The sequence below is a fragment of the Clostridium akagii DSM 12554 genome (assembly GCF_000686725.1).
GTDB lineage: Bacteria > Bacillota > Clostridia > Clostridiales > Clostridiaceae > Clostridium_I > Clostridium_I akagii.
On sequence record NZ_JMLK01000026.1, the window covers coordinates 17643 to 39034 of the forward strand.

Genomic DNA, 21392 nt, shown 5'->3' on the forward strand with positions numbered 1-21392 from the left:
AATATGGTTTCTTTTAGTTTAGTGTATATTTGTAAGTTAGGCAATGAAAATCAATTCTAATGAAAAAATGATTGATATAAAAATGCACAAAAAGAAATAATTATTGACATGGAGTATGCTCCATGTCTTATTATATATCTATAGAGAAGTAGTTTTAATATTTGTTTTAGGATTTTGAGGGGTGATAGCATGAAAATAGGTGAGTTTTCAAAAAAATCAGGATTTACAATAGATACTTTGCGTTACTACGATAAAATAGGTCTATTATGTCCTAAAAGGATAAATAATACGAGAAATTATAATGCACTAGAGCTTGAAACTTCAGAAATTATAGGAAGCTTAAAAACATTGAATTTTACAATAAGCGATATGATAAAAATAATTAATTTAGACAAACAAATTGATGAAAATATGAAATTTAATTTTAAGAGCAGAGAAAAGATAGAAGAGATTGCAGAAATATTGGATGAAAAATATAAGTTTGCTCAGCAGCAGTGTGAGATATTTATTAATACCATGGATCATATGAAAAAAATGAAAGAAAAAACAAATGCACTTTTAAAGTATGGTGTTCTATTTTCAAATCAGGAAGATTTGGCTATGCTTAATTATAAAAGTACAATAAAATTTTGGGATGGATTATTTAATAATATGGACTCTATAGCAAAATCCTATGATTTGCCGAAAGAAATTGAAGATGGTTTTAAATGGCTAAGTAATGGTAGTGATACAATTCTTGATTTTGGATGTGGTACAGGTAAAGGTATTTTTAGATGCATTGATTATGGAGTTAAAAAAGCGATTGGAATAGATTCATCAAAAGAAGCAGTGAGCTTGTGCTCAAGGTCATCTGAAAAATTACATCTAGGTGATAAAACTGAATTTATATGTGGTGATTTTGGCTATCTTAAAGAAATAAAAGGGGGGAGTATTGATAGCATAATACTATTTAATATACTTGATAATATATTGCCAGCGGATATGCTGGGACTTCTATCAGAGTGCAGAAGAATATTAAAACCAGGAGGAAAAGCTTTAGTAAAACTCAATCCATATTTACAAAATCAAGAAGAAATTCCACAGTTAAAAAAACTAAGTAACATTTTGTATATAGATGAAAATGGACTTTTTTTAAACAACATAAGCGATGAATATTTAGAGGATACGGTTAATGTATATTTTTCAATTAAAAAAACTGTGAAAATTAACTTAAATGATGCCATTCACAGATTATTTTATTTAGAAAGGGGATAAATGAAATGAATATTTATTTTATTATTTTAACTATAATTTCTATCATATATGGTGTATCGTCAATATTAGCAGGGGCTTTAGGGACAATAAATCATAAAAAATCCAGAATAAATATTTGGTCTGTAGTTTTAATGATTATAGGAGGGCTTATTGTAATTACAGCGCCCATCACAAAATCAATATATCTAGTTTTGCTAGGGCTTGCTGGCATTCATGTATCAGCTATAAGTAATGGCAAAAAAATGCACGGTAAGTTAAATATAGGACATCATTTAATTAGATTAATTATTTCAATAGTCATAGTTACCTTATGCGTTCTAGGGTTCTAAGATGTAACTCTTAACTCATGAAAATATCTCCTTTCAAATTAATGCTTTTTCTAAAACAAATAATTTGCTATTTGTTATTTATATTTTTCTTTTTAATTAAGACTCTATTTGTTATGAAAATGTTTATAATTACAAATGCATAAAATATAGTCAATGCACAATAAATAATAAGAAATCCAAATCCCAAGGGTTTAAGACTTAATTCATCTCTGAATAAGATAAATAACATATTTCCCAAAGCTAGTGCGGGGAGAAATGCTACCATCATTCTAAAGTTAATTTTGCTGTTACGAATAATAATTGAATCATATTCTGAATAAAATTCTGGTCGCTCTCCAGTATATTCTTTTCTTAGAACTACCCACCCAACAACTATTGGCCAGATATCCCAACCATCTTCTGTAGCCAATTTAATATATTCTGGTGTGAGTTTTTCTTGATAATCCACGCAATATCTTGCTTTTTGTGGGCTTGAATCTTCAAAATGAAATACTGTGCCGATGCAACTGACTTTTTTAAGTTGTTTTCCCTTAAGTTCCATTTCTTCAAGCCAGTTTTCGATTGTTTCGTATTGCCATGCCCACCAAAATTTGAAAACTTTCATTATAATCCCCCCATAAATGATTTGGAATTTTCACATAACTTGCACAACCGATTGTATTCTAACCTTAGAATTTGTTTGCCAAGATCTGTTATTTTATACATCTTTTTTCTATCATATTCACCAGATGCTTCAATGAGTTTGTCAGACTCAAACTTTGAAAGTGTTCCATATATAGTACCTGCTCCAATACGAATCCTACCCTCTGTAATTTGTTCTACTTTTAAAATTATGCCATATCCATGACAAGGCTTTGTGAGAGATAGTAAAATGTAATATGCGGTTTCACTCATAGGCAGATATAATTTTGTTAGATCATCTATATTCACCAATGTATCTCCTTTCGATATATCAAAAATTGATATATCAATATTATATATATCACTAACAGATATAACTGTCAATATAAAGTTAGTACATAATTGTACTATAGAGCTCTTTTTCACTTGACGAAAAAATCAACTTATCATATTATTTAATTGTAGTAGAATCAATGAACTTACATAATATAAGTTCCACTTAGGAGTAAAAATGAGAATAAATAAGATGCTAAGTAATCTTGGCTTTTGTTCAAGGAGAGAAACTAATAGAATTATTGAAGACAATAGAATTACAGTTAATGGTAAACTTTGTATACAAGGTCAGTGGGTAGAAAGCACAGATACAATATTAATTGATAATGAACCTATTCCTATAAAAGATAAGATTTATATTGTTTTAAATAAACCAGTGGGGATAATTTGTACTGCACAGAGTAAAGTTCCAAACAACATAATAAAATTTTTTGATTTTCCCCAATACGTATTCCCTGTGGGAAGGCTTGATAAAGAGTCTGAGGGATTGATACTTATGACTAATGATGGGGAACTGGCAAATAAAATTTTAGAATCAGAAAATGGACACGAGAAGGAATATATAGTTACTTTAGATAAGCCTTATGGAGATTCTTTTATAGAAAGCATGTCCAAAGGAGTAGAGTTCTCGGAAGTAACGACTAAACCTTGTAAGGTAACTAGAGTTAATAATGATACCTTTTCCATTATATTAACACAAGGATTAAACAGACAAATTAGAAAAATGAGTGGTTTTTTTGGTTATAGAGTGATTAAACTAAAAAGAATTCGAATAATTAATATAAATATTCAGGGAATTGAAACTGGCAAGTGGCGTAGGCTTAGCAATGATGAAGTAGATGAATTGAGGAACATATGAAATAACAATATAGCTAATTTCATACATAACTAAAAAATAAAGAGTGGGGTAACGTCTAATGAAAACTATTAACTTAAGCAAAGAAAAGCGTGAAGATATGATTTCAGAAATACAAAATTATTTTTATAAGGAAAGGGAAGAAGAATTAGGAGATTTAGCAGCCGGTCTTATTTTAGATTTTTTTATTGAAAAACTTTCTGGAGACTTTTATAATCAAGGAATTAATGACGCATATTTATATATGAATGAAAGATTAGAAGATACCCTTGGATTACAGAAGTTTTAAATAGAGGCAATGAAAAAAATGAAAACATAACGTAGCAGAGCCCAAATGGATTTTTATTACGTTATGTTTTAATAAGATTAAGGCTAATTTACTCTTATAATCCATTCGTTAACTAATGAATTAAATAAATCTACCTGTTCTATCTGTAAGTTGTGACCTGCCATATCCAGTATAGCAAAAGTGGCTCTGGAAAAGTTATCTAAAATATTCCATGAATCCTTATAACCAGCACAATTATCTTGTTTACCTAACAATATAAGTGTAGGTCTATCAAATGTATTATTTATCTTGTCTACATCAAAGGAGAAGGCATAGCCATTTTGCTGAAGTCTTTGTAAAAATGTTGCATTTGCAATGCTAACACCTGATAGTATCTCATTCTTGTATCTTTCATAAATTTTTTCGCTTTGCATCACTGACACAGAATTAAAGTCTTCAGCCTGCTCTGCTGTGAGTGTAGATGATAAATTATCATCCTTTACTAAAACCATATGGTCAGGTACATTGCGTTTGTTATAATCTGCTATTATGGCTGGACAAATTAATACAACACCATCTATTCTTTCTGGCATCTTTAAGACTACTCCTCTTGATAAATATCCACCATATGATTCACCAACAAGTAGAAAATTTTCATTAGGAATGATCTTTTCAATAAATCCAATTACAATGTCTAGCATATCATCGGAGTTTTTAATCCAGTTAGCACTAGTGGACTTACCCATTCCTGGCAAGTCAAGGTAAATTCTCTTATATCCATCCTTATCATTAAATAAAGGTTCCATGCATCCAGTCATTAATCTGTGATCTACATAGTAACCGTGCAACATAATAATAGGCTTTCCGTTACCTATTATTTCATAGTTTATTGATATGTTTTTTATCTTACATTCCATTATCTTTTCTCCTATCAATATATATTTTTTATCAATTTGCAATAAGGTTTTAAAATAAATCTTGTGAATCAGATATGATTTTAAGTTCTCCCTCATGTATATTTTAATTTTAAAATGTACAAAATCAAAGATAAAAAACATTTATATGTTGTTTTTTATACAAAAAAACTACCACTCTTTTAAGAGTGATAGCATTTTTTATTTACATTTTGTATATATAATTTTTTTAATACTGTCAATTGAAAGAAAGAAATCCTGGGCTAAATTTAAAATTGTATGTCCACTTTTATACATGTTACGTATTTTTTCATTCCTATTTTGTATATAGCTTCGACTTCCTGAATTCTCTCCCCACTTTTTCTTTTTTTCCATTTGTAATGGAATATAAATATATTTACCTTGAATGTATTTTTGAATTTCTTTAACTAAACTATCTGGTAAAATTGTTTCAACTTTTACATACTTCACAAAACTCAGCTCCCTAAATTACATTTCAAATTAAGGAAACAAAGCCTGTATATATGGTATTAATTGTAAACAACGATGTGTTTATTAACTCCATACAAATTGTCTACTTATACCATACGTACAGACTTTGCATAGGAAATAAATAACTCATCACGTTCTTTAAGTTGGAATCTCATATTAAATCACCCCTAGTAAGATATTATACTTGTCATTTTTAATCATGACCAAGCTCTTATTTTATAAATAATACCAAATTTCATATAAAACGTCTATAAATTTATACTATATTAATATTATTTTTAATTTTGGGTACACTATCTTTGTAATAAAGTTTATGGGAGGCGCCATTATGTTTAAAAGTTTAAAAAATATTTCAGCCATGACTATTTGTCTTTTACTTGCTACAAATGTAACAGTATTTGCCTCAACAAAACCAGCTGATGAGGAGCATAAAAATCCAAGTAACAGTACTAAAATTCAGGAAAATAGTTATAAAAGAGCTAGGTTTAAAACAAATGTTTTTGAAAAGTTAGGTATAACTAAAGAGGATATTGACAATGGAAGAAAAACAGGAAAAACTCTATTTGATATTGCCAAGGAAAAGGGACATTCTGAAGAAGATGTAAAAAAATTAATGATAGAAGAAAAGAGCAAGTACATAGACGATGAAGTACAAAGGGGAGCTATTCCTAAAGAAAAGGCAGAGGAAATAAAAACTCATTTTAAAGAAAAAATTGAAAAGTGGGATGGAAAACTTAGGGACAATAATTGTAGCAAACCTTTAAATAAAAAAGATGTCTATGATAAAATTAATTAAGGCATCATTAAAGAAATAACAAGTCAGCATTTTGGTATATTCTTTATATAGATTTAGGCTTAAAGTTTTTTGTATTATGTTATTTATAATGCAAGCTTTAAGCCTAAATTTATTGAAGATTACAAGTTCTATGACAGATATTGCCAATAACTATGCCTATTATAATTTTACGTATTGATAATATAAAGTCATAGTGATATATTATTATAAAGTGTATATACAGCTGTAAACTTATATAGGGGGCACATATTAATGTCGTTATATTTAAATGAACAGATATTAAAACTTAAAAAAGAAAAAAATGCTATAATTTTAGCTCATTATTATCAAGTCAGTGAGATTCAGGATGTTGCCGATTTTGTTGGGGACTCCTTTGAGCTTAGCAGAAAAGCTAAAGAAAATTCAGCAGATGTAATAGTTTTTTGCGGTGTAAGATTTATGGCAGAGAGTGCAAAGGTCTTATCTCCAGAGAAAACAGTACTGTTACCAGTTAAAGAGGCTGGCTGCCCAATGGCAGATATGGCAGAAGTAGATCAAATTTTGCAGATGAAAAGAGAACATCCAAAAGCCAAAGTGGTTACGTATGTAAATTCTTCAGTTGAAGTGAAAGCAATTTCAGACGTATGTTGTACCTCATCTAATGCAGTAAAAATAGTTAGAAAGATTGATTCTGATGAAATAATATTTGCTCCAGATAAAAATTTAGGATCATATGTACAGGAACATATTCCTGAAAAAAAAATAATCTTATGGGAGGGTCATTGCTGCGTTCACGATAGAATTACTGCTGATAATATTACAAGGATGAAGGAAGAAAATCTAGATGTTAAGGTTCTAGTGCATCCAGAATGCAAAAGTGAAGTGAGAAAGTTAGCAGATTATGTTGGAAGCACCAGTGGAATAATAAATTTCGCTAGGGAAAGCAAAGATGACAATTTTCTGATTGTTACTGAAGAAGGAGTTCTTCATAGATTAAGAAATGAAAATCCTAACAAGAGGTTTTTATCAATAAGGGGAATGACTTGTAAAAATATGAAAAAGACAGAACTGGAGGACGTATACAGTTGTCTTGTAGATATGAAATATGAAATAAAAATAGATGAAGATATTAGAAAAAATGCGGCAAAGGCTATGGAAAATATGCTTATTTTAGGGAGTGATTAACATGGACTTATATTCAGATGTACTTGTTGTTGGCTGTGGGGTTGCAGGAATGTTCGCAGCATTAAACATCGATAGAAAATATAAAGTGATGATTATTTCAAAAACTGAAGCTTGTGATTGTAACACCTATCTTGCACAGGGGGGGATCTCAAAAGCAAAAAATAAAAAAGATATTGATTTGTTCATTGAAGATACAATGAAAGCAGGCAAAGAAAAAAACAGACTTGATGCTGTAAGGGTTTTATCAGAAGAGTCCATAAAGAACATAGATATTCTTATGAAATTTGGAATGGAATTTGATAAGGATGGGGACGATTTTGATTATACAAGAGAAGGTGCTCATAGTATAAATAGAATAGTACACGCCTCGGATGTAACAGGAAAGATAGTTTTTGAAACTTTATTTAATCAGGTTAAGAAAAGAGATAACATAACTATACATGAGGATACGGTTTTGGTGGATATATTAAAATATGAAGATATTTGCATCGGTGGAGCAGTAATAAAAGATGGCGATGCTTATAATATACATTCCAAATTCACTATTTTAGCTTCTGGAGGAATAGGTGGATTATTCACAAATTCCACAAATAGAAGAGGCAGTACTGGTGATGGAATTGCAATTGCGTTAAGGAACAAAATTAAAGTAGCAAATCTAAATTATGTTCAATTTCACCCTACTGCATTGTATGAGAAGGATGTTAAAAATAGGAGATTTCTTATTTCAGAATCCTTAAGAGGTGAAGGTGCAAAACTTATAAATAAAAATAATCAGCGTTTTGTAGATGAACTTCTTCCAAGAGATATAGTTTCAAATAGTATATGGCAAGAAGAAAAAAGGACGGATTCCAATTTTGTATACCTTGATTTAAGCCATATGGAAAAGGAATTTTTAAAGAACAGATTTCCAGGAATTTATAATGGATGTAAAGAAAGAGGAATTGATATAACAAAGCAGCCGATACCAGTTACACCAGTTCAGCACTATTTTATGGGTGGGATAGATGTGGATTTGAATTCTAAAACATCTATGGACAATCTATATGCCTGTGGAGAGGTAAGCTGTACAGGAGTTCATGGAGCAAATAGGCTTGCTAGCAATTCTCTTTTAGAAGGACTAGTATTCTCTAGGAGAGCAGCTTTAAATATAAATAAAAAAATTGGAAACACTAGTATGGTGAATTTAAAGGAGCGTCTTAAAATTAAAGATGCTCAGGTTACTCTTGATTCAAACCTTAAATGTGTTTTAGAGGCTTTTAGTAAGGTGTTAGGGGAGAAAAAAAATGAACTCATTAATAGTTGATAAAATAATAAAGGATGCACTTTTAGAAGATGGGGCTTATGAGGATATAACTACAAATGCCATTATTAAGGGTGATGAAAAATGTAGTGTGGATTTAATAGCCAAAGAAGATGGCATTTTATGTGGAACACAGGTATTTAAGAGAGTATTTGAAATTTTAGGAGAAGTGGACATAAAATTTGGGGTTTCTGAGGGCGAAAATATAAAAAATGGACAGATAATTGCAAAGATTAAAGGGCCTACAGCAATTATACTAAGTGGTGAAAGGATAGCTCTTAATCTATTACAAAGAATGAGTGGAATAGCCACTTTAACCAATAGATTTGTGCAGGAAATAGAGGAAACAAGTACAAAACTTTTGGATACAAGAAAGACCACTCCAAACCTAAGGATTTTGGAAAGATACGCAGTTAAAATTGGTGGAGGGGAAAATCATAGATATAATTTAACTGATGGTGTACTAATAAAAGATAATCATATAGCAGCGGCAGGTGGAATAAAAAATGCTGTGAGTATGGTCAAATCATATGTTTCTTTTGTTAAAAAAATAGAAGTTGAAACAGAAAGCCTTGAAGAGGTGAGAGAAGCAATTGATGCCAAGGCAGACATTATAATGCTAGATAACATGAATTTAGATGTTATTAGGGAAGCTCTAAGGCTAATTGATGGTAAAGCATTAACAGAGGTTTCTGGCAATGTAGAACTTAATACGGTAAAAGATTTGGCATTAACAGGGGTTGATTATATTTCTACTGGATTTATAACACATTCAGCGAAAATCTTGGATTTAAGTATGAAAAATTTAGTGAGAATTTAGAAATATTTAAAACGGGCAAGCATGGTTTTATTTTTTTACATGACTTAAAAAAGTAGAAAAGCTACTGGCGAAAATATGATTTTTTAATCATGGGTTCGCCAGTAGCTTTTGATTTATAGTAAATAAGATTTTTACAGCTATTAAATTCAATGACCTTTTGATATAATGAATGTGTATGAATTTTGGCAGAACAAGGAGGCACATATTCATGAATAAAGAATTTAAGGCTGATATATGCCTTCTTTTAACAACGGTTGCGTGGGGGTCTAGTTTTCCAATAGTAAGTTTAGCACTAAAATCATTTCCACCATACTCCTTTGTAATGTTAAGGTATCTCCTAGCATCAGGAATGTTACTAATAGTCTGTTTTAAAAGATTAAAAAATATAAATAGAGAAACGTTGATAGCCGGACTTTTAGTGGGCATTACAGTATTTTTGGGTACCATATTTCAAACAGCGGGACTTGTTTATACATCTCCCAGTAAGTCAGGGTTTATTACGGGATTAAATGTTGCAATGGTACCAATTCTAGTTGCAATAATATATAAAAAAATACCTGATATTAAGGTGATTATTGGAATTATTTTTTCAATAATGGGTCTTGGAATAATGTCTATAAATGGGAATATGTCATTGAATTTTGGTGATGGAATAACAATTGCGGCTGCGTTTATGTTCTCAGTACAGATTTTAGTTGTGGATAGATATGCACATAAGGTCGATATTCTTTTGTTCACTTTTATAGAATTTTTTGCTACAGGAATTCTTTCAGTTATACCTTCAGGATTAATTGAGCACTTTGATTTCAGATTCAGTGCTGTATCAGTTTTTGGAATTATATTTACCGCAATTTTTTGTACAGTAATAGCATATTCAATCCAAAATAAAATGCAACCATATACTAGCCCGGCACATGCAGCTATAATTTATTTGGCAGAACCAGTATTTGGAGCTATCTTTTCGATTTTTATAGGAGATAGGTTAACTGGTAGAACATTCATAGGATGTATATTAATATTTTTTGGAATGATTGTTATTAATCTAAGAGTAATTTTATCTAAAACTAGAATTAAATCTAAAACTAAAATTGAATCTAAAATCAATTATGAACCTGATGAGGAAATCTATGAGGAATTTAAGGTAAGGTAGATAAAAAAATGGATTAGGTGCTGAAGATAGTGCTAGCATGATAAATAAATCGAAATAGAAACATGGATATACCTATTTTATTTTATTATTTTGAGAATTATTTAGTTATTAGGGAAATATATATTGTTATATGAAAAATTTTTAACATGTTATTTAATAGTTCTTAAGGAGGGCTTTAAATGAATTTCATTGACAATATTCAAAAAAATATAAGAGAAGCTTTAGTTAATAATGCGGTAGAACTTTTGGATAAAGATCCAGAAAAAAATGTTGAAAAAATATTCTCTTTAGTTAGAAAAACCATTAAATACCCTGATGAAAAAGCTAGGATAGATTTTGTATACAGTTTTTATAAGGAAAATGAGATAACGCAGAAATATGTACAAAGTATACTAAGGAGTACGGATAAAAACTGCCTTAAAAAATTTTTCACGAATTTTTTTGCAAATGCAGTGTGGTTTGGAAAAGATCAGAGGGAAAAGCTTAATGATGAGGGTGGTCAAGTACCATTGATTATGCTTTTAAGTCCTTCTATGAGGTGTAATTTAAAATGTACTGGTTGTTACGCAGGGAATTATAGTAAAAAAGACGATATAGCTAGAGAAGAAGTGGATAGACTGGTTAAGGAAGCTAGAGAACTAGGAATATATTACATTATAATCTTAGGTGGAGAACCTTTTATAAATGAATATATGCTGGACATATATGAAAAGTATAATGACGTTATGTTTACTCCATTTTCAAATGGCACAATGATTACAGAAAAGGTAGCAGACAGAATTAAAAAGTTAGGTAATGTAATTCCAATGCTTTCTCTTGAAGGGTTTGAAGAAGATACAGACGGAAGAAGGGGAAAGGGTGTATTTAAAAAAGTTATGAATGTAATGGATATGCTGAAAGAAAGAGGAATTTTGTTTGGCGTTTCTTCGGCAACTACAAGAAATAATATAAATACAGTTACCTCTGATGAATTTATTGACATGCTTATAGAAAAAGGGTCCAAGATGAGTTGGTATTTTTTATATATGCCAGTTGGTGAAAATCCTAGTGTAAAGGATATGCTTACGCCTGATCAAAGGTTATACCTTGGTGAAAGAACAAGAAAATTAAGGACGGAAAAACCATATTTCACACTAGATTTCTTTAATGATGCTCCTTATGTGGGTGGATGCATAGCTGGAAAATATTTTTGCCACATAAATTCAAAGGAAGATGTAGAACCATGTATTTTTGCTCATTTTGCTACCTGCAATGTTAAGGACAAACCTTTAAAAGAAGCATTTAAAACTGAATATTTTAAAGAATTAAGGAATAGACAACCCTATAATAGAAATTTGTTATTACCATGTATGATGATAGACAATACCCAGGTTATAAGGGAAGTTGTGGAAAAAACAGGAGCGTATCCAACACATCCAAGTGCCGCAAGAATGATAGAAGATCCTGAATTTATGTATGAATTAGATAAACTTTCAGAAGGATTTAAGCCTGAAGCTGCAAAAGCGTGGAAAGAAGTTTTTGATGAAAAAGGAAATTATGATATGTCCAAAGTATAAATATTATCATTTTTTATGAAACTATTTTAACTAATTTCAAAAAAGTGTGGACATTTTCATGGCATAAAATTAGAATTATGAGTGTGGCAATTTGTTAAATTAGGAGCAATGATTATGAATAGGATAAGAAAAACAATAACAATATTAATTTTAATAATCATGAGTATAAGTTTATACTCATGTAAACAGAGTACTAAAGAGGTTACTACTAATGATAAAAGTATACTAAAAGGGAAAGTTACTATATGGGCAGCAAATAGGGATGTAGCATTATTGAATGAGGAAGCACAACTTTTTAAAAAGAAAAATCCTCAGGTAGATATCAATATAGTGACGTCTGATATAAATGCAGCAGAAGATAATTTGTCTAAAAATTTAAAGGATAAGTCTAAACTGCCGGATATGATTACTTTAGAGGATAATGATATACCTTCAATTGTTGATAAATTTAAGGATAATTTACTTGACGCAGACAGTACGTCAGGTTTTAAAAGCAGTGGATATGATAAGTACCAGATACATAATTCAACATACAGTGGTAAAATATATGCATTTCCATGGTATGTTGATCCTGTATTTATGTTGTATAGAGAAGACCTTCTTGAAGGTATAAATGTTAAATCAGAGGATATAAAATATTGGAATCAGTATATAAATATTGGTGCGGGTCCTGTTAAGGCTGCTGGAAAGGGAATGCTTTCTTTAGATTATTTTAATAATAGTGTGCTCTATGATATAGGATTAAACCAGTTAGGTATTAATTATTTTGATAGTTCTAATAATTTGGATTTAGAAAATTCTATTAAACCAGCACAACTTTTATTTGATAGTTATAGTAATAAAATATTATATGATGATAGTAAAATTGGCGGCAAATTAGATGCATTTGCTAATGGAGATACCTTGTCCTTAGTTTGTGATTTGGCCACCTTATATAATATACAAAATAAATATCCTGGACTTACTGGAAAACTCAATGTGGAGAAACTCCCTGCTTTTGAACCTGGAGGAAATAGGGATGCGGTAGAATTTGGTGAAAATATAATGGCACTAAAAAATGCATCGCAAAATAAGGCTGCAATGGAGTTTATAAAATATGTAACAACTGATGATGAAAGTTCTTCTTTGGAATTTGAAAAATATGGCTATATAACTGCTAATATTTCCGCATATAGTAATATTAAACTTTATAAAACTAGTAGCTTTTATAAAAATAAAAGTTTAGGTAGAATTGCTATTGATCAGGTTAATGGACTTCAGAATATAAAGTATAATAAATATTTCACACAAATAAGAGACACAATTCAAAGTACTATAATAGATACCTCTGCTGCAAATGGAGATTTAAAACAAAACATATATAATGTACAAAACGGTTTTGAAACTTCAAACACCATGAAATAACCAAGTGACAAGTTGAGGGAATTTTGTATTGGTGCAAAATAAAAAAGATTATTCCTAGCAATGATTAGAAAATCATTGCCAGGGATAATCTTTTTTTATGGACTTTCCTGCCTAGTAGAAAAATTGCTTTTAACTCTTAAATTTTTAGAAAATCTTTTTCTATGAGTTCTTTATAAACAGTTAAGGTTTGTTCTGCCGTTTTTATCCAGGAAAAATCACATGATCTTAGCAAACCTTTTTTCGACCAATAGTCTTTTTTGCTTTTATCTGTAAGTAAGTCATATATATTAGTAGATAGTGCATTTACATCTGAGGGATTTATAAGTATTGCGCCGTCATGAGCAACTTCAGTAATTGAAGAAATATTTGAAGTTATAACAGGAGCACCACAACTCATAGCCTCAAGTGGAGGAAGGCCAAAACCTTCATAAAGAGACGGATAAACAAATATCTCACAAGCGTTATAAAATATTGGCAAATCGTAACCTTCAACATAATCTGTGAAAATTATACTTTCACAAACTTTAGAATTATCACTAATGGTTTGCAAATTTTCTATAGCATCTTTTCTTGCTCCACATATCAATAATTTAATATCCTCTTGAAAAGAAGATTTTACCATTTCAAAGGCCTTAATAAGTAGGTCTACATTTTTTCTCGAGCTAAAGCCTCCAATATATAAAATAAATTTATTGTTAATACCATATTTTTTGTTTAAATAGTTTTTGCAGTATTTTTTGTCCATAGGTTTATAAATTTTATCAGCTGCTAAGGGTGTAACAAATATCTTATTTGGGTCAACAGGAAAAAATTTTAAAATATCATTTTTTGAGCAATTGGAAACAGTTATTATTGCATCAGAGAATTCAATGACCCTAGGCATATATCTTAAAAATTTTAGTAAATATCCTTTTCCAACAGTTTCGGGCATGATATATGGTATTAAGTCATGTATAGTTACCACTTTTAAACAATCTATATTTTCCGAAAGTCCAATTCCATTTTGAGAAATATGGTATATATCAATACTATTGTTTTTAATATCCATAGGGAAATAATGCTCTTGAAAAAATCTGTGGTATCGTTTAGACGCCATCTTTATACTGGAATTCGTTTTTTTAAAGCTGCTATAGTCATTGCCTGACCAATAGATACTATATTTATTTTTAATATCAATGGATAGAAGGCTTTTAAGAAGGTTTTCTGTATAAGTGCCAATACCCGTACCTTTGTACCAATTTATACCTCTGGCATCAAAAGCAATCTTCATCCTATCACTCCTAAAAATTGATTAATAAGCTACATATATTAATAATATTATTCTTATGTTTCAAATGTGTCAGTATTCACACACTTATAAGGAAATTCATATAATAAATACATAATAATGCTTTATGGGGGCATAAGCTTTGGAAGATTTCGAAGTGGTAAAACTTGTAAATGACAATTATGATATAAATGTTACCAATGTGGTTAAGATAAAAAATGTTTACAGGTTGGAAACTAAAGAGGAAGATTTTTGCTTAAAGGTTGTTCACTATGAATTAGGGCATTTCTTATTTATTCTAGAAGCCATAAAACATCTAATTAAAAGAGGATTTGGAAGCGTTCCTGAAATAATATTTAATAAACATGGGAAGGACTATATAAATTTTGGAGATTATTATGCCTATGTTACAGCATGGATTGCAGCAAGGGAATGTAATTATGATAATCCACTGGATTTAATGTTAGCATCATCTACTTTAGCTAGTCTTCATAAGAAAAGTGAGAATTATATTATAACAAAAGACATGCACCCAAGGGATAATTGGATGAAATGGAATCAGGTTTTTAAAACAAGAGAAGAGGAAATATGGGATTTTAAAAATAGAATAGAAAAAAGGACAAAAAAAACAGAGTTTGATAATATCTATGCAAATATGGTAAATGAAGAAATTGAAAGAGCAGAAAAATCTATTAACCATTTAAAAGTTACGGATTACATTAATAAAATGCAGCTAGAAAAGAAGAAAAATGGATTTTGCCACCATGATTATGCACATCATAATGTACTTATAAATAAAAGCGGAGAAATAAGTATAATAGACTTTGACTATTGTATTTTGGATACACATCTCCATGATCTATCTAGTTTATTAATAAGAAAAATGAAAAATGGAAAGTGGGATCTGAGGAGTGCTGTTTATATTATAGATATATATAGTTCAACATATCCAATACTAGAAGAAGATATAGGTATCATGGCTGCATTTATGGAGTTTCCACAAGAATTTTGGCAGATTGGAATTCAATATTATTGGGAAAAGCAGCCTTGGAAAGAAGAAAATTTTATAAGTAAATTAAGAAAGATAGAAGTGGACAGAAATGAAAGGCAGGAGTTCCTGGAAGAGTTCGGTAGAATTAAATATAGCTGTTAGAACATTATGAATCGAGGTGAGTATATGGCGGAAATTAATAGAGGCAATTTGGAACAATATCTTTCAGAAAGAGATTTTAGAATAATTGGAGAGTTTAAAGATGCAAAAATGGTAGAAAACATAACAGAAAATATTGTTTTTAAACAAATTGAAGCAATCTGTGAGTTTCAGAAATTAGCGATGCAGTACCAAGGTATGGCATATAAAATGATGAATAATAAGATTGGTAAAACTGTTGAAAAATATAAGGTATGGATAAAAAATTTATCAAATACATTGAGGAATATAAAATCTAAAGATTATATGAACGAATTTGAGTGCACTCTTATTGAAACTTCTGATATATATATGCATAGGGCAGAGTCATGTATTAATTTAGTAAATGATTCTGACTACTTAGGCCTTGTTAGAAGAAGTATGGAAAGGTCCGAATTATGCCTAGGAACCACATATTTTAATAATATTAGAAAAAAGGATAGTATTGAAATAGCTAGCCTTAATAGATGTGCTTACAATATGATCGAGATGGATGCAGTATATTTAATTAGAAAATTAAAAAGAAATATTATATCCATTGATTATAGTAAAATAATAAATTATTTTTGTGAACTTCAAGGCTTAAATAAAAACAGCTATACTTTTATCATGGCACTTTCCTCATACCCTCATGAATATATGAAGTGCTGTGAGAGGTATAGATTAAAAAGAAATAAATTTAATGTGAACTACTATAAGCAGAAACTAAATGATGCTGTGGAAAGAGATGGTGAAAACCTATTACTGGGGGTTAATATATGTTAGATGTAGGATATTTAGATAAAAATTATCTATCAGGATACGATTTGGATGTAAAGCTTTTTGATAAATTTAAACTTAAAGTATATGATGTTGTACCTCTTAGAAGAGCATATATACTTGTTACTGATAAGGGAAATAAAGTTTTGAAAAAGATTGATTATACCTTAGAAGAATTTGAATTTATTGCCAATGCATTAAACTATGTAAAGGTGAATTTTAATAGAATGATTGAATTTCAAGAAACTATAAATCACAAAATCTACGAAGAGTGGAAAGGCGAGATTTATTGTGTCATGAACGTAGTGGATGGTAAAGAGTGTGAATTTAGTAATCATGTTGATCTAGGCATTGCGTCTAGGGGGATTGGAGAACTTCACAAAGCATCAGAGGGATTTAGGTATAAAAACTCCAGTAAGTATATATGTGGCAATCTTATAGCTAATTTAAATAGAAAAAAAGAAGAAATGTTATTTCTAAAGAAAATGGCTAATCTTTATGAAAACAAACGAGAATTTGATGATATATTTCTAAAAAATGTTGATATTTATATAAAACAAACAGAGGATAGTATATCCTTATTAAATAAAAATCTATATTATAAACTGTGTAGTGAAGAGGATAAAATAGCACTTTGTCACCACAATTTAGCCCAGCACAATATAATTATTAAGGATAGCAAAGCATATTTTATTAATTTTGATTTTGCTATGATAGATCTTAAGATTCATGACATATGCAATTTTATAAACAAAGTTAACAAAAATGCTCCCTTTGATATAGATAATGCAAAGATTATTATAACTAACTATAGATTAACTAACACTCTAAGTAACAATGAATTAAATATTCTTTTTAGTATGTTAACTTTTCCACAAGACTTTTATGAAATAGCAAAGGATTATTATACTAGGAGAAAAGAATGGGAAGAGCAGGTCTTTATTGCTAAAATAAATAGAAAATTAAAATTGGAAGAAGCGAGAATTGATTTTTTAAAGAGTTTTTATAATTATAAAATATAAATAAAAAACGCTATTATCATAATTTAAGGTAATAGCGTTTTTATGATGAGTAAAACTTACTATTAGTTATTTTTAGAGAACACAACATCATTATATACTTCCAAGGTACGTTTCGCCGTATTTATCCATTTTAATTCACTGCTTAATAATAAACCCTTAAGGATTAAATTCTTTATTAAGGGTTTATTATACAACCCGTTACATAGTGCTTCACAAATATCATCTTGACTAGCGGGATTAACAAATAAAGCTGAATCTTTTAATACTTCGGGAAGTGATGTGACATTTGAAGATATAACAGGTACTCCACATGCCATAGCCTCAATTGGAGGAAGCCCAAAACCTTCATAAAAAGATAAATAAACAAATAGTTTAGCACAATTGTAAAGATAAGGCATGTGTTCTAAAGGAATAAACCCGGGATAAATAACATTATCAGTTATTTCAAGTTTCTCTGTTAACTCTCTATATTTTTTAAAAGACTCACCTCTTTTGCCTGCAATTACAAGTTTTAAATTTTTTGGACTCTTTGATAGAAGTTTACTAAAACCATGAAGGAGTCCAAATATATTTTTTCGAGGGCTAAAGCCTCCCACATATAGTATAAAATCATCTGATATCCCATAGTATTTTTCAATTATATGTCTACAGAGGTCTTTGTTTAAAGGCCTATAAATTTCTTCAGCACCAAGATAGGTCACATGAATTTTTTCTTCTGGAAAATTAAATGCCTTTGAAATATCTTGTTTGGAAAATTCAGATACAGTTATAATACCATCGCACAATGGAAGGACCTTTGGTAGTTCGTCATTAAAGATGTGAAGATATTTATCACTGACAGTCTCAGGCATCCTAATTGGAATTACATCGTGAAGCGTTATAATAAATGGACACTTTTTATCTTTTGGAAGACCAACTCCATTTTGAGGTACGTGGTATAAATCTATATCTTTTCCGCTTAAAATATTTGGAATATTTACTGATGACCAAAATGTAGTTGCATCTTTTTCATCTATATTATTTATTATAAAATTTTTTGAAAAGTTTATATCTAGCCCAGGGGAGTTAGGCATAAATAATAAGTAATTATTTTTATAATCAATTTTATTTAGGGAGTTTATTAACTGAAAGGTGTAAGTTCCAATACCAGTTCCCCTATACAATTTAGCAGCTCTTGCATCAATTCCTATTTTCATAAGCTTTTCCTTCATTATTTCTTCAGTTTATTATATTAAAAAACACAATAAATTGTTAATGTTATTTACCATTCTAAAAAAACAAGCATACTCATATACATATTTTATGGAGGTGATGCTAGTATGATGCGAGAATTTGAAATTGAGAGGCAATTTGATATTAAAATTGAATCAATCAAACCCAATCGAGGGGTATACTATTTAAAAACAAATAAGGGATTTAAATGTCTTAAAAAGATTGATTATGGCATCCAAAAGCTTCTATTTGTCTATGCTGCTAAGGAACATCTTATCTTAAATGGATTCGATGCTGTGGACAGATATTGCTTAAATATAAATGGAAACCCTTATGCACTTGTAAATGAAGATATATATACTCTTTCAGAGTGGATTGAAGGGAGGGAATGCAATTTTTATGAAAAGGAAGATTTAATAAAATCCTCAAAAACACTTGCAGTACTACATGAGAAATCTAAGGGGTATGAACCACCTGAAAACAGTAAGCTTAAAACGGATTTAGGAAGATGGACACATCTTATGGAAAAGAGGGTAAGATCATTTGAAAAGATGAGAGATATGGCAAGAAAAAAAGGCAGAAAAACTCCTTTTGATTTATGCTATATAAAAAATGTTGATTATTTTAAACAAGTTGGATTGAAGTCTATAAAAATTCTAAACAATTCTGAATACATGAATTTATGTAAAAAAACTGAAGAAGAAAAAGGATTTTGCCACCATGATTATACCTATCATAACATAATCATAGATAAAGAGGATAAGGTTAATGTTATAGATTTTGATTATTGCAAGAGAGAGATCAGGGTTTATGATATATCCAATTACTTGATAAAAGTTTTAAAAAGGTGTGATTGGAATATTGAATATGCAAAAATTATAATTGATGCATATAATGAAGTTAGTCCATTAGAAGAAAGAGAATACAGGGTGCTATTTGCATTTCTTCTTTTTCCACAACGTTTTTGGAGGCTATCTAATCGGTTTTATTACAATGAAGTAAATTGGGGACAAAGTACATTTAACAAAAAAATACAGGAATTAGTTGATGAAAGAGAAAAATTCAATAAATTAATCGAGGATTTTAAAATAATGTATGACCAAAGCGAGTAACTTGTTACTTGTTTTGTGTGCTTTGAGAAGGCTGACTTTTCTAAAAAAATATATAGTAATAATTAACAATATTTGAAAGTGGATCATAGTATGTAATAGTAGCAATTTGATGGGGTTTATATATGGAAATAGGGGATACTGTAGTAAGAAAATCCTACAATAGGGATATAACTTTTAAGATTATGGATATTAAACATGTTGATAATGAGATTATATATGTATTGAACGGGGTTAATCTAAGAATAGTTGCAGATGCAAAAATAGATGATTTAGAAGAAGTTAAGGAAGATAGTTTTGGAAAAGCAGAGGTTGTTTTCAATAAAAAAGTAAATGAATCCATTAGAAGTATTGTAAATAATAGAAATAATACGTCTGTTAAAAAAAAATACAGAGATATAAAGCAAATCAAAATTAGTCCCATAGATTTTGATGAAGGTATGTCATTTAGGAGACCAGGAAAGATACTACATCTAGATGGTGATGCAGGCTATCTAGATGTATGTTTAAAGGTTTATAAGCAACTTTCAATTGATGCAGTAGGAAGAGTTATTTTAGAAAGTGAGCAACCGGAACAAATAGTTGATATTGTAAAAGAGGTTAAGCCAGATATAGTTGTTATAACTGGACATGACGGCATATCTAAGGAAACCAAAGACTACACTGATTTAAATAATTATAGGAATTCAAAATATTTTGTTGATTCCGTAGCAAGACTAAGAGAATATGAACCAGGTTATGATAATTTAGTTATATATGCTGGAGCATGCCAGAGTTATTATGAAGCTATTTTAGATGCTGGCGCGAATTTTGCAAGTTCACCTGAACGAGTACTAATTCATTGCCTTGATCCGGTTTTTGTATGCCAAAAGGTGGCATACACGAACATTGGAGAAGTTGTTAACATACAGGACGTTGTAAAAAATACAATAACGGGTGTAAAAGGGGTTGGAGGAGTTCAAACACGAGGTAAGTGCAGAGAAGGATATCCAAAGTCCATATTCGTTAGATAAGTAAAGCCTCATGGCTATATTTGCCATGAGGCTTAGTTTATAGATATAGGTTTACTTACAACTATAAATGATGAAATTTGAATACAAATTTTTATAGCACATATTTATAGCATAACTTAGGCAAAATTCATGGCTTTAAAAGTGTTCTTACTTAGTTTTAATCCTTAGCATATAATTTCTGTATTTTGATGTCAGTACTCATATATTTTATGATTTTTAGGGGGAGAGTTCAATAACATTTATATCCATGAAAATTCATTTCAATTGCCTATAAAGTTTTTAATATTTTATAAAAACTACTGAAGTTATTATACTAAATGAATTCCTAAAAGCAAATATTTTGAAATGTCTTAGGAAATATAAAATAGTCACTATATAATAACTTAAAATATAAATAATTATAAAACAGTAAAAAATAATCAATGTATACATTGCTAAAAATGATAAATAATGTTAATATTAAAAAATAATGAGTAAATATTGTATATTTAAGGATTGAAAGGAGGCGAAAATTGTAATGGATAAAGAGCAACTTTTGGAATTAGAAGAAGTAAAAATAAATGA

The 21392-nt window shown here is 29.7% G+C and carries 22 protein-coding genes; 16 read left to right on the plus strand and 6 right to left on the minus strand.

Features of this window, described 5'->3' with window-relative positions; translation table 11 throughout:
* The first annotated feature begins 189 nt into the window (after window positions 1-189).
* Together BR66_RS0112810 and BR66_RS0112815 are read left to right on the plus strand one after the other, a co-directional pair.
* On the plus strand, window positions 190-1254 hold the full coding sequence (locus BR66_RS0112810; protein WP_026883301.1) for a MerR family transcriptional regulator: 1065 nt from the start codon (window positions 190-192) through the stop codon (window positions 1252-1254).
* 5 nt (window positions 1255-1259) lie between these two features.
* The gene (locus BR66_RS0112815) at window positions 1260-1583 is read left to right on the plus strand and encodes a hypothetical protein (RefSeq protein WP_026883302.1); all 324 of its coding nucleotides are present in this window, start codon (window positions 1260-1262) and stop codon (window positions 1581-1583) included.
* 67 nt (window positions 1584-1650) lie between these two features.
* On the opposite strand, the gene BR66_RS23790 is transcribed toward BR66_RS0112815, so the two are convergent.
* Window positions 1651-2187 (minus strand): DUF2812 domain-containing protein, encoded by a 537-nt coding sequence (locus BR66_RS23790; RefSeq protein WP_051624228.1) that lies wholly within the window; start codon window positions 2185-2187, stop codon window positions 1651-1653.
* Window positions 2187-2513 carry a PadR family transcriptional regulator gene (locus tag BR66_RS0112825; protein ID WP_026883303.1) on the minus strand — a complete coding sequence of 109 codons (327 nt, stop codon included), beginning with the start codon at window positions 2511-2513 and terminating at the stop codon, window positions 2187-2189. The genes BR66_RS23790 and BR66_RS0112825 overlap by 1 nt, the downstream gene beginning before the upstream one ends.
* Window positions 2514-2715: 202 nt before the next feature.
* On the opposite strand from BR66_RS0112825, the gene BR66_RS0112830 reads away from it, so the two are divergent.
* On the plus strand, window positions 2716-3396 hold the full coding sequence (locus BR66_RS0112830; RefSeq protein WP_026883304.1) for a pseudouridine synthase: 681 nt from the start codon (window positions 2716-2718) through the stop codon (window positions 3394-3396).
* 58 nt (window positions 3397-3454) lie between these two features.
* The gene (locus BR66_RS0112835) at window positions 3455-3682 is read left to right on the plus strand and encodes a DUF2164 domain-containing protein (RefSeq protein WP_026883305.1); all 228 of its coding nucleotides are present in this window, start codon (window positions 3455-3457) and stop codon (window positions 3680-3682) included.
* Between the two features lie 83 nt (window positions 3683-3765).
* Here the strand turns inward: BR66_RS0112835 and BR66_RS0112840 are convergent, their stop codons facing one another.
* Together BR66_RS0112840 and BR66_RS0112845 are read right to left on the minus strand one after the other, a co-directional pair.
* Window positions 3766-4578 carry an alpha/beta fold hydrolase gene (locus BR66_RS0112840; RefSeq protein WP_026883306.1) on the minus strand — a complete coding sequence of 271 codons (813 nt, stop codon included), beginning with the start codon at window positions 4576-4578 and terminating at the stop codon, window positions 3766-3768.
* 198 nt (window positions 4579-4776) lie between these two features.
* Complete coding sequence (locus BR66_RS0112845; RefSeq protein WP_026883307.1) at window positions 4777-5046, minus strand: CD3324 family protein; 270 nt, start codon at window positions 5044-5046, stop codon at window positions 4777-4779.
* A gap of 349 nt (window positions 5047-5395) precedes the next feature.
* On the opposite strand from BR66_RS0112845, the gene BR66_RS24845 reads away from it, so the two are divergent.
* From BR66_RS24845 to BR66_RS0112880, 7 genes are all read left to right on the plus strand, one after another.
* Window positions 5396-5863: a hypothetical protein gene (locus BR66_RS24845; RefSeq protein ID WP_051624229.1), complete on the plus strand. Its 468-nt coding sequence runs from the start codon at window positions 5396-5398 to the stop codon at window positions 5861-5863.
* Between the two features lie 252 nt (window positions 5864-6115).
* Entirely contained in the window at window positions 6116-7027 is a 912-nt protein-coding gene (gene nadA / locus BR66_RS0112855; protein WP_026883308.1) for a quinolinate synthase NadA, read from the plus strand.
* A 1-nt stretch (window position 7028) separates the two neighbouring features.
* On the plus strand, window positions 7029-8330 hold the full coding sequence (locus BR66_RS0112860) for an L-aspartate oxidase (protein WP_026883309.1): 1302 nt from the start codon (window positions 7029-7031) through the stop codon (window positions 8328-8330).
* On the plus strand, window positions 8311-9147 hold the full coding sequence (gene nadC, locus BR66_RS0112865) for a carboxylating nicotinate-nucleotide diphosphorylase (protein WP_026883310.1): 837 nt from the start codon (window positions 8311-8313) through the stop codon (window positions 9145-9147). The genes BR66_RS0112860 and nadC overlap by 20 nt, the downstream gene beginning before the upstream one ends.
* Window positions 9148-9355: 208 nt before the next feature.
* A complete protein-coding gene (locus BR66_RS23800; RefSeq protein ID WP_051624230.1) occupies window positions 9356-10297 on the plus strand; it encodes a DMT family transporter in 942 nt (313 codons plus the stop codon).
* A 179-nt stretch (window positions 10298-10476) separates the two neighbouring features.
* Window positions 10477-11853 carry a radical SAM/SPASM domain-containing protein gene (locus BR66_RS0112875; protein ID WP_026883311.1) on the plus strand — a complete coding sequence of 459 codons (1377 nt, stop codon included), beginning with the start codon at window positions 10477-10479 and terminating at the stop codon, window positions 11851-11853.
* Window positions 11854-11967: 114 nt separating this feature from the next.
* The gene (locus BR66_RS0112880) at window positions 11968-13257 is read left to right on the plus strand and encodes an ABC transporter substrate-binding protein (RefSeq protein WP_051624231.1); all 1290 of its coding nucleotides are present in this window, start codon (window positions 11968-11970) and stop codon (window positions 13255-13257) included.
* Window positions 13258-13393: 136 nt separating this feature from the next.
* Here the strand turns inward: BR66_RS0112880 and BR66_RS0112885 are convergent, their stop codons facing one another.
* Window positions 13394-14527, minus strand: a complete 1134-nt coding sequence (locus BR66_RS0112885; protein ID WP_026883313.1) for a glycosyltransferase family 4 protein — start codon at window positions 14525-14527, stop codon at window positions 13394-13396.
* Window positions 14528-14666: 139 nt separating this feature from the next.
* Here BR66_RS0112885 and BR66_RS0112890 point away from each other — a divergent pair, with 139 nt between their 5' ends.
* Genes BR66_RS0112890 through BR66_RS0112900 form a run of 3 tightly spaced genes read left to right on the plus strand, consistent with a single transcriptional unit; the run spans window position 14667 to window position 17494 of the window.
* Window positions 14667-15677 carry a CotS family spore coat protein gene (locus BR66_RS0112890; RefSeq protein ID WP_026883314.1) on the plus strand — a complete coding sequence of 337 codons (1011 nt, stop codon included), beginning with the start codon at window positions 14667-14669 and terminating at the stop codon, window positions 15675-15677.
* Between the two features lie 24 nt (window positions 15678-15701).
* Window positions 15702-16478, plus strand: coding sequence for a protein kinase family protein (locus BR66_RS0112895; protein ID WP_026883315.1), 777 nt, complete (start codon window positions 15702-15704; stop codon window positions 16476-16478).
* Entirely contained in the window at window positions 16472-17494 is a 1023-nt protein-coding gene (locus BR66_RS0112900; protein WP_026883316.1) for a CotS family spore coat protein, read from the plus strand. The genes BR66_RS0112895 and BR66_RS0112900 overlap by 7 nt, the downstream gene beginning before the upstream one ends.
* A gap of 62 nt (window positions 17495-17556) precedes the next feature.
* On the opposite strand, the gene BR66_RS0112905 is transcribed toward BR66_RS0112900, so the two are convergent.
* The gene (locus tag BR66_RS0112905) at window positions 17557-18690 is read right to left on the minus strand and encodes a glycosyltransferase family 4 protein (RefSeq protein WP_026883317.1); all 1134 of its coding nucleotides are present in this window, start codon (window positions 18688-18690) and stop codon (window positions 17557-17559) included.
* A gap of 123 nt (window positions 18691-18813) precedes the next feature.
* Between BR66_RS0112905 and BR66_RS0112910 the strand changes: the two genes are divergently transcribed.
* Together BR66_RS0112910 and yabG are read left to right on the plus strand one after the other, a co-directional pair.
* On the plus strand, window positions 18814-19818 hold the full coding sequence (locus BR66_RS0112910; RefSeq protein ID WP_026883318.1) for a CotS family spore coat protein: 1005 nt from the start codon (window positions 18814-18816) through the stop codon (window positions 19816-19818).
* Between the two features lie 122 nt (window positions 19819-19940).
* Entirely contained in the window at window positions 19941-20828 is an 888-nt protein-coding gene (gene yabG / locus BR66_RS0112915) for a sporulation peptidase YabG (protein WP_026883319.1), read from the plus strand.
* Window positions 20829-21392: the final 564 nt, after the last annotated feature.

What these genes read in the sequence shown, in the direction of transcription:
- BR66_RS0112810 (WP_026883301.1), top strand. Translation starts at nt 190, where the DNA reads ATGAAAATAGGTGAGTTTTCAAAAAAATCAGGATTTACAATAGATACT.
- BR66_RS0112815 (WP_026883302.1), top strand. Translation starts at nt 1,260, where the DNA reads ATGAATATTTATTTTATTATTTTAACTATAATTTCTATCATATATGGT.
- BR66_RS23790 (WP_051624228.1), bottom strand. Translation starts at nt 2,187, where the DNA reads ATGAAAGTTTTCAAATTTTGGTGGGCATGGCAATACGAAACAATCGAA.
- BR66_RS0112830 (WP_026883304.1), top strand. Translation starts at nt 2,716, where the DNA reads ATGAGAATAAATAAGATGCTAAGTAATCTTGGCTTTTGTTCAAGGAGA.
- BR66_RS0112835 (WP_026883305.1), top strand. Translation starts at nt 3,455, where the DNA reads ATGAAAACTATTAACTTAAGCAAAGAAAAGCGTGAAGATATGATTTCA.
- BR66_RS0112840 (WP_026883306.1), bottom strand. Translation starts at nt 4,578, where the DNA reads ATGGAATGTAAGATAAAAAACATATCAATAAACTATGAAATAATAGGT.
- BR66_RS24845 (WP_051624229.1), top strand. Translation starts at nt 5,396, where the DNA reads ATGTTTAAAAGTTTAAAAAATATTTCAGCCATGACTATTTGTCTTTTA.
- nadA (WP_026883308.1), top strand. Translation starts at nt 6,116, where the DNA reads ATGTCGTTATATTTAAATGAACAGATATTAAAACTTAAAAAAGAAAAA.
- BR66_RS0112860 (WP_026883309.1), top strand. Translation starts at nt 7,029, where the DNA reads ATGGACTTATATTCAGATGTACTTGTTGTTGGCTGTGGGGTTGCAGGA.
- nadC (WP_026883310.1), top strand. Translation starts at nt 8,311, where the DNA reads ATGAACTCATTAATAGTTGATAAAATAATAAAGGATGCACTTTTAGAA.
- BR66_RS23800 (WP_051624230.1), top strand. Translation starts at nt 9,356, where the DNA reads ATGAATAAAGAATTTAAGGCTGATATATGCCTTCTTTTAACAACGGTT.
- BR66_RS0112875 (WP_026883311.1), top strand. Translation starts at nt 10,477, where the DNA reads ATGAATTTCATTGACAATATTCAAAAAAATATAAGAGAAGCTTTAGTT.
- BR66_RS0112880 (WP_051624231.1), top strand. Translation starts at nt 11,968, where the DNA reads ATGAATAGGATAAGAAAAACAATAACAATATTAATTTTAATAATCATG.
- BR66_RS0112885 (WP_026883313.1), bottom strand. Translation starts at nt 14,527, where the DNA reads ATGAAGATTGCTTTTGATGCCAGAGGTATAAATTGGTACAAAGGTACG.
- BR66_RS0112895 (WP_026883315.1), top strand. Translation starts at nt 15,702, where the DNA reads ATGGCGGAAATTAATAGAGGCAATTTGGAACAATATCTTTCAGAAAGA.
- BR66_RS0112900 (WP_026883316.1), top strand. Translation starts at nt 16,472, where the DNA reads ATGTTAGATGTAGGATATTTAGATAAAAATTATCTATCAGGATACGAT.
- BR66_RS0112905 (WP_026883317.1), bottom strand. Translation starts at nt 18,690, where the DNA reads ATGAAAATAGGAATTGATGCAAGAGCTGCTAAATTGTATAGGGGAACT.
- BR66_RS0112910 (WP_026883318.1), top strand. Translation starts at nt 18,814, where the DNA reads ATGATGCGAGAATTTGAAATTGAGAGGCAATTTGATATTAAAATTGAA.
- yabG (WP_026883319.1), top strand. Translation starts at nt 19,941, where the DNA reads ATGGAAATAGGGGATACTGTAGTAAGAAAATCCTACAATAGGGATATA.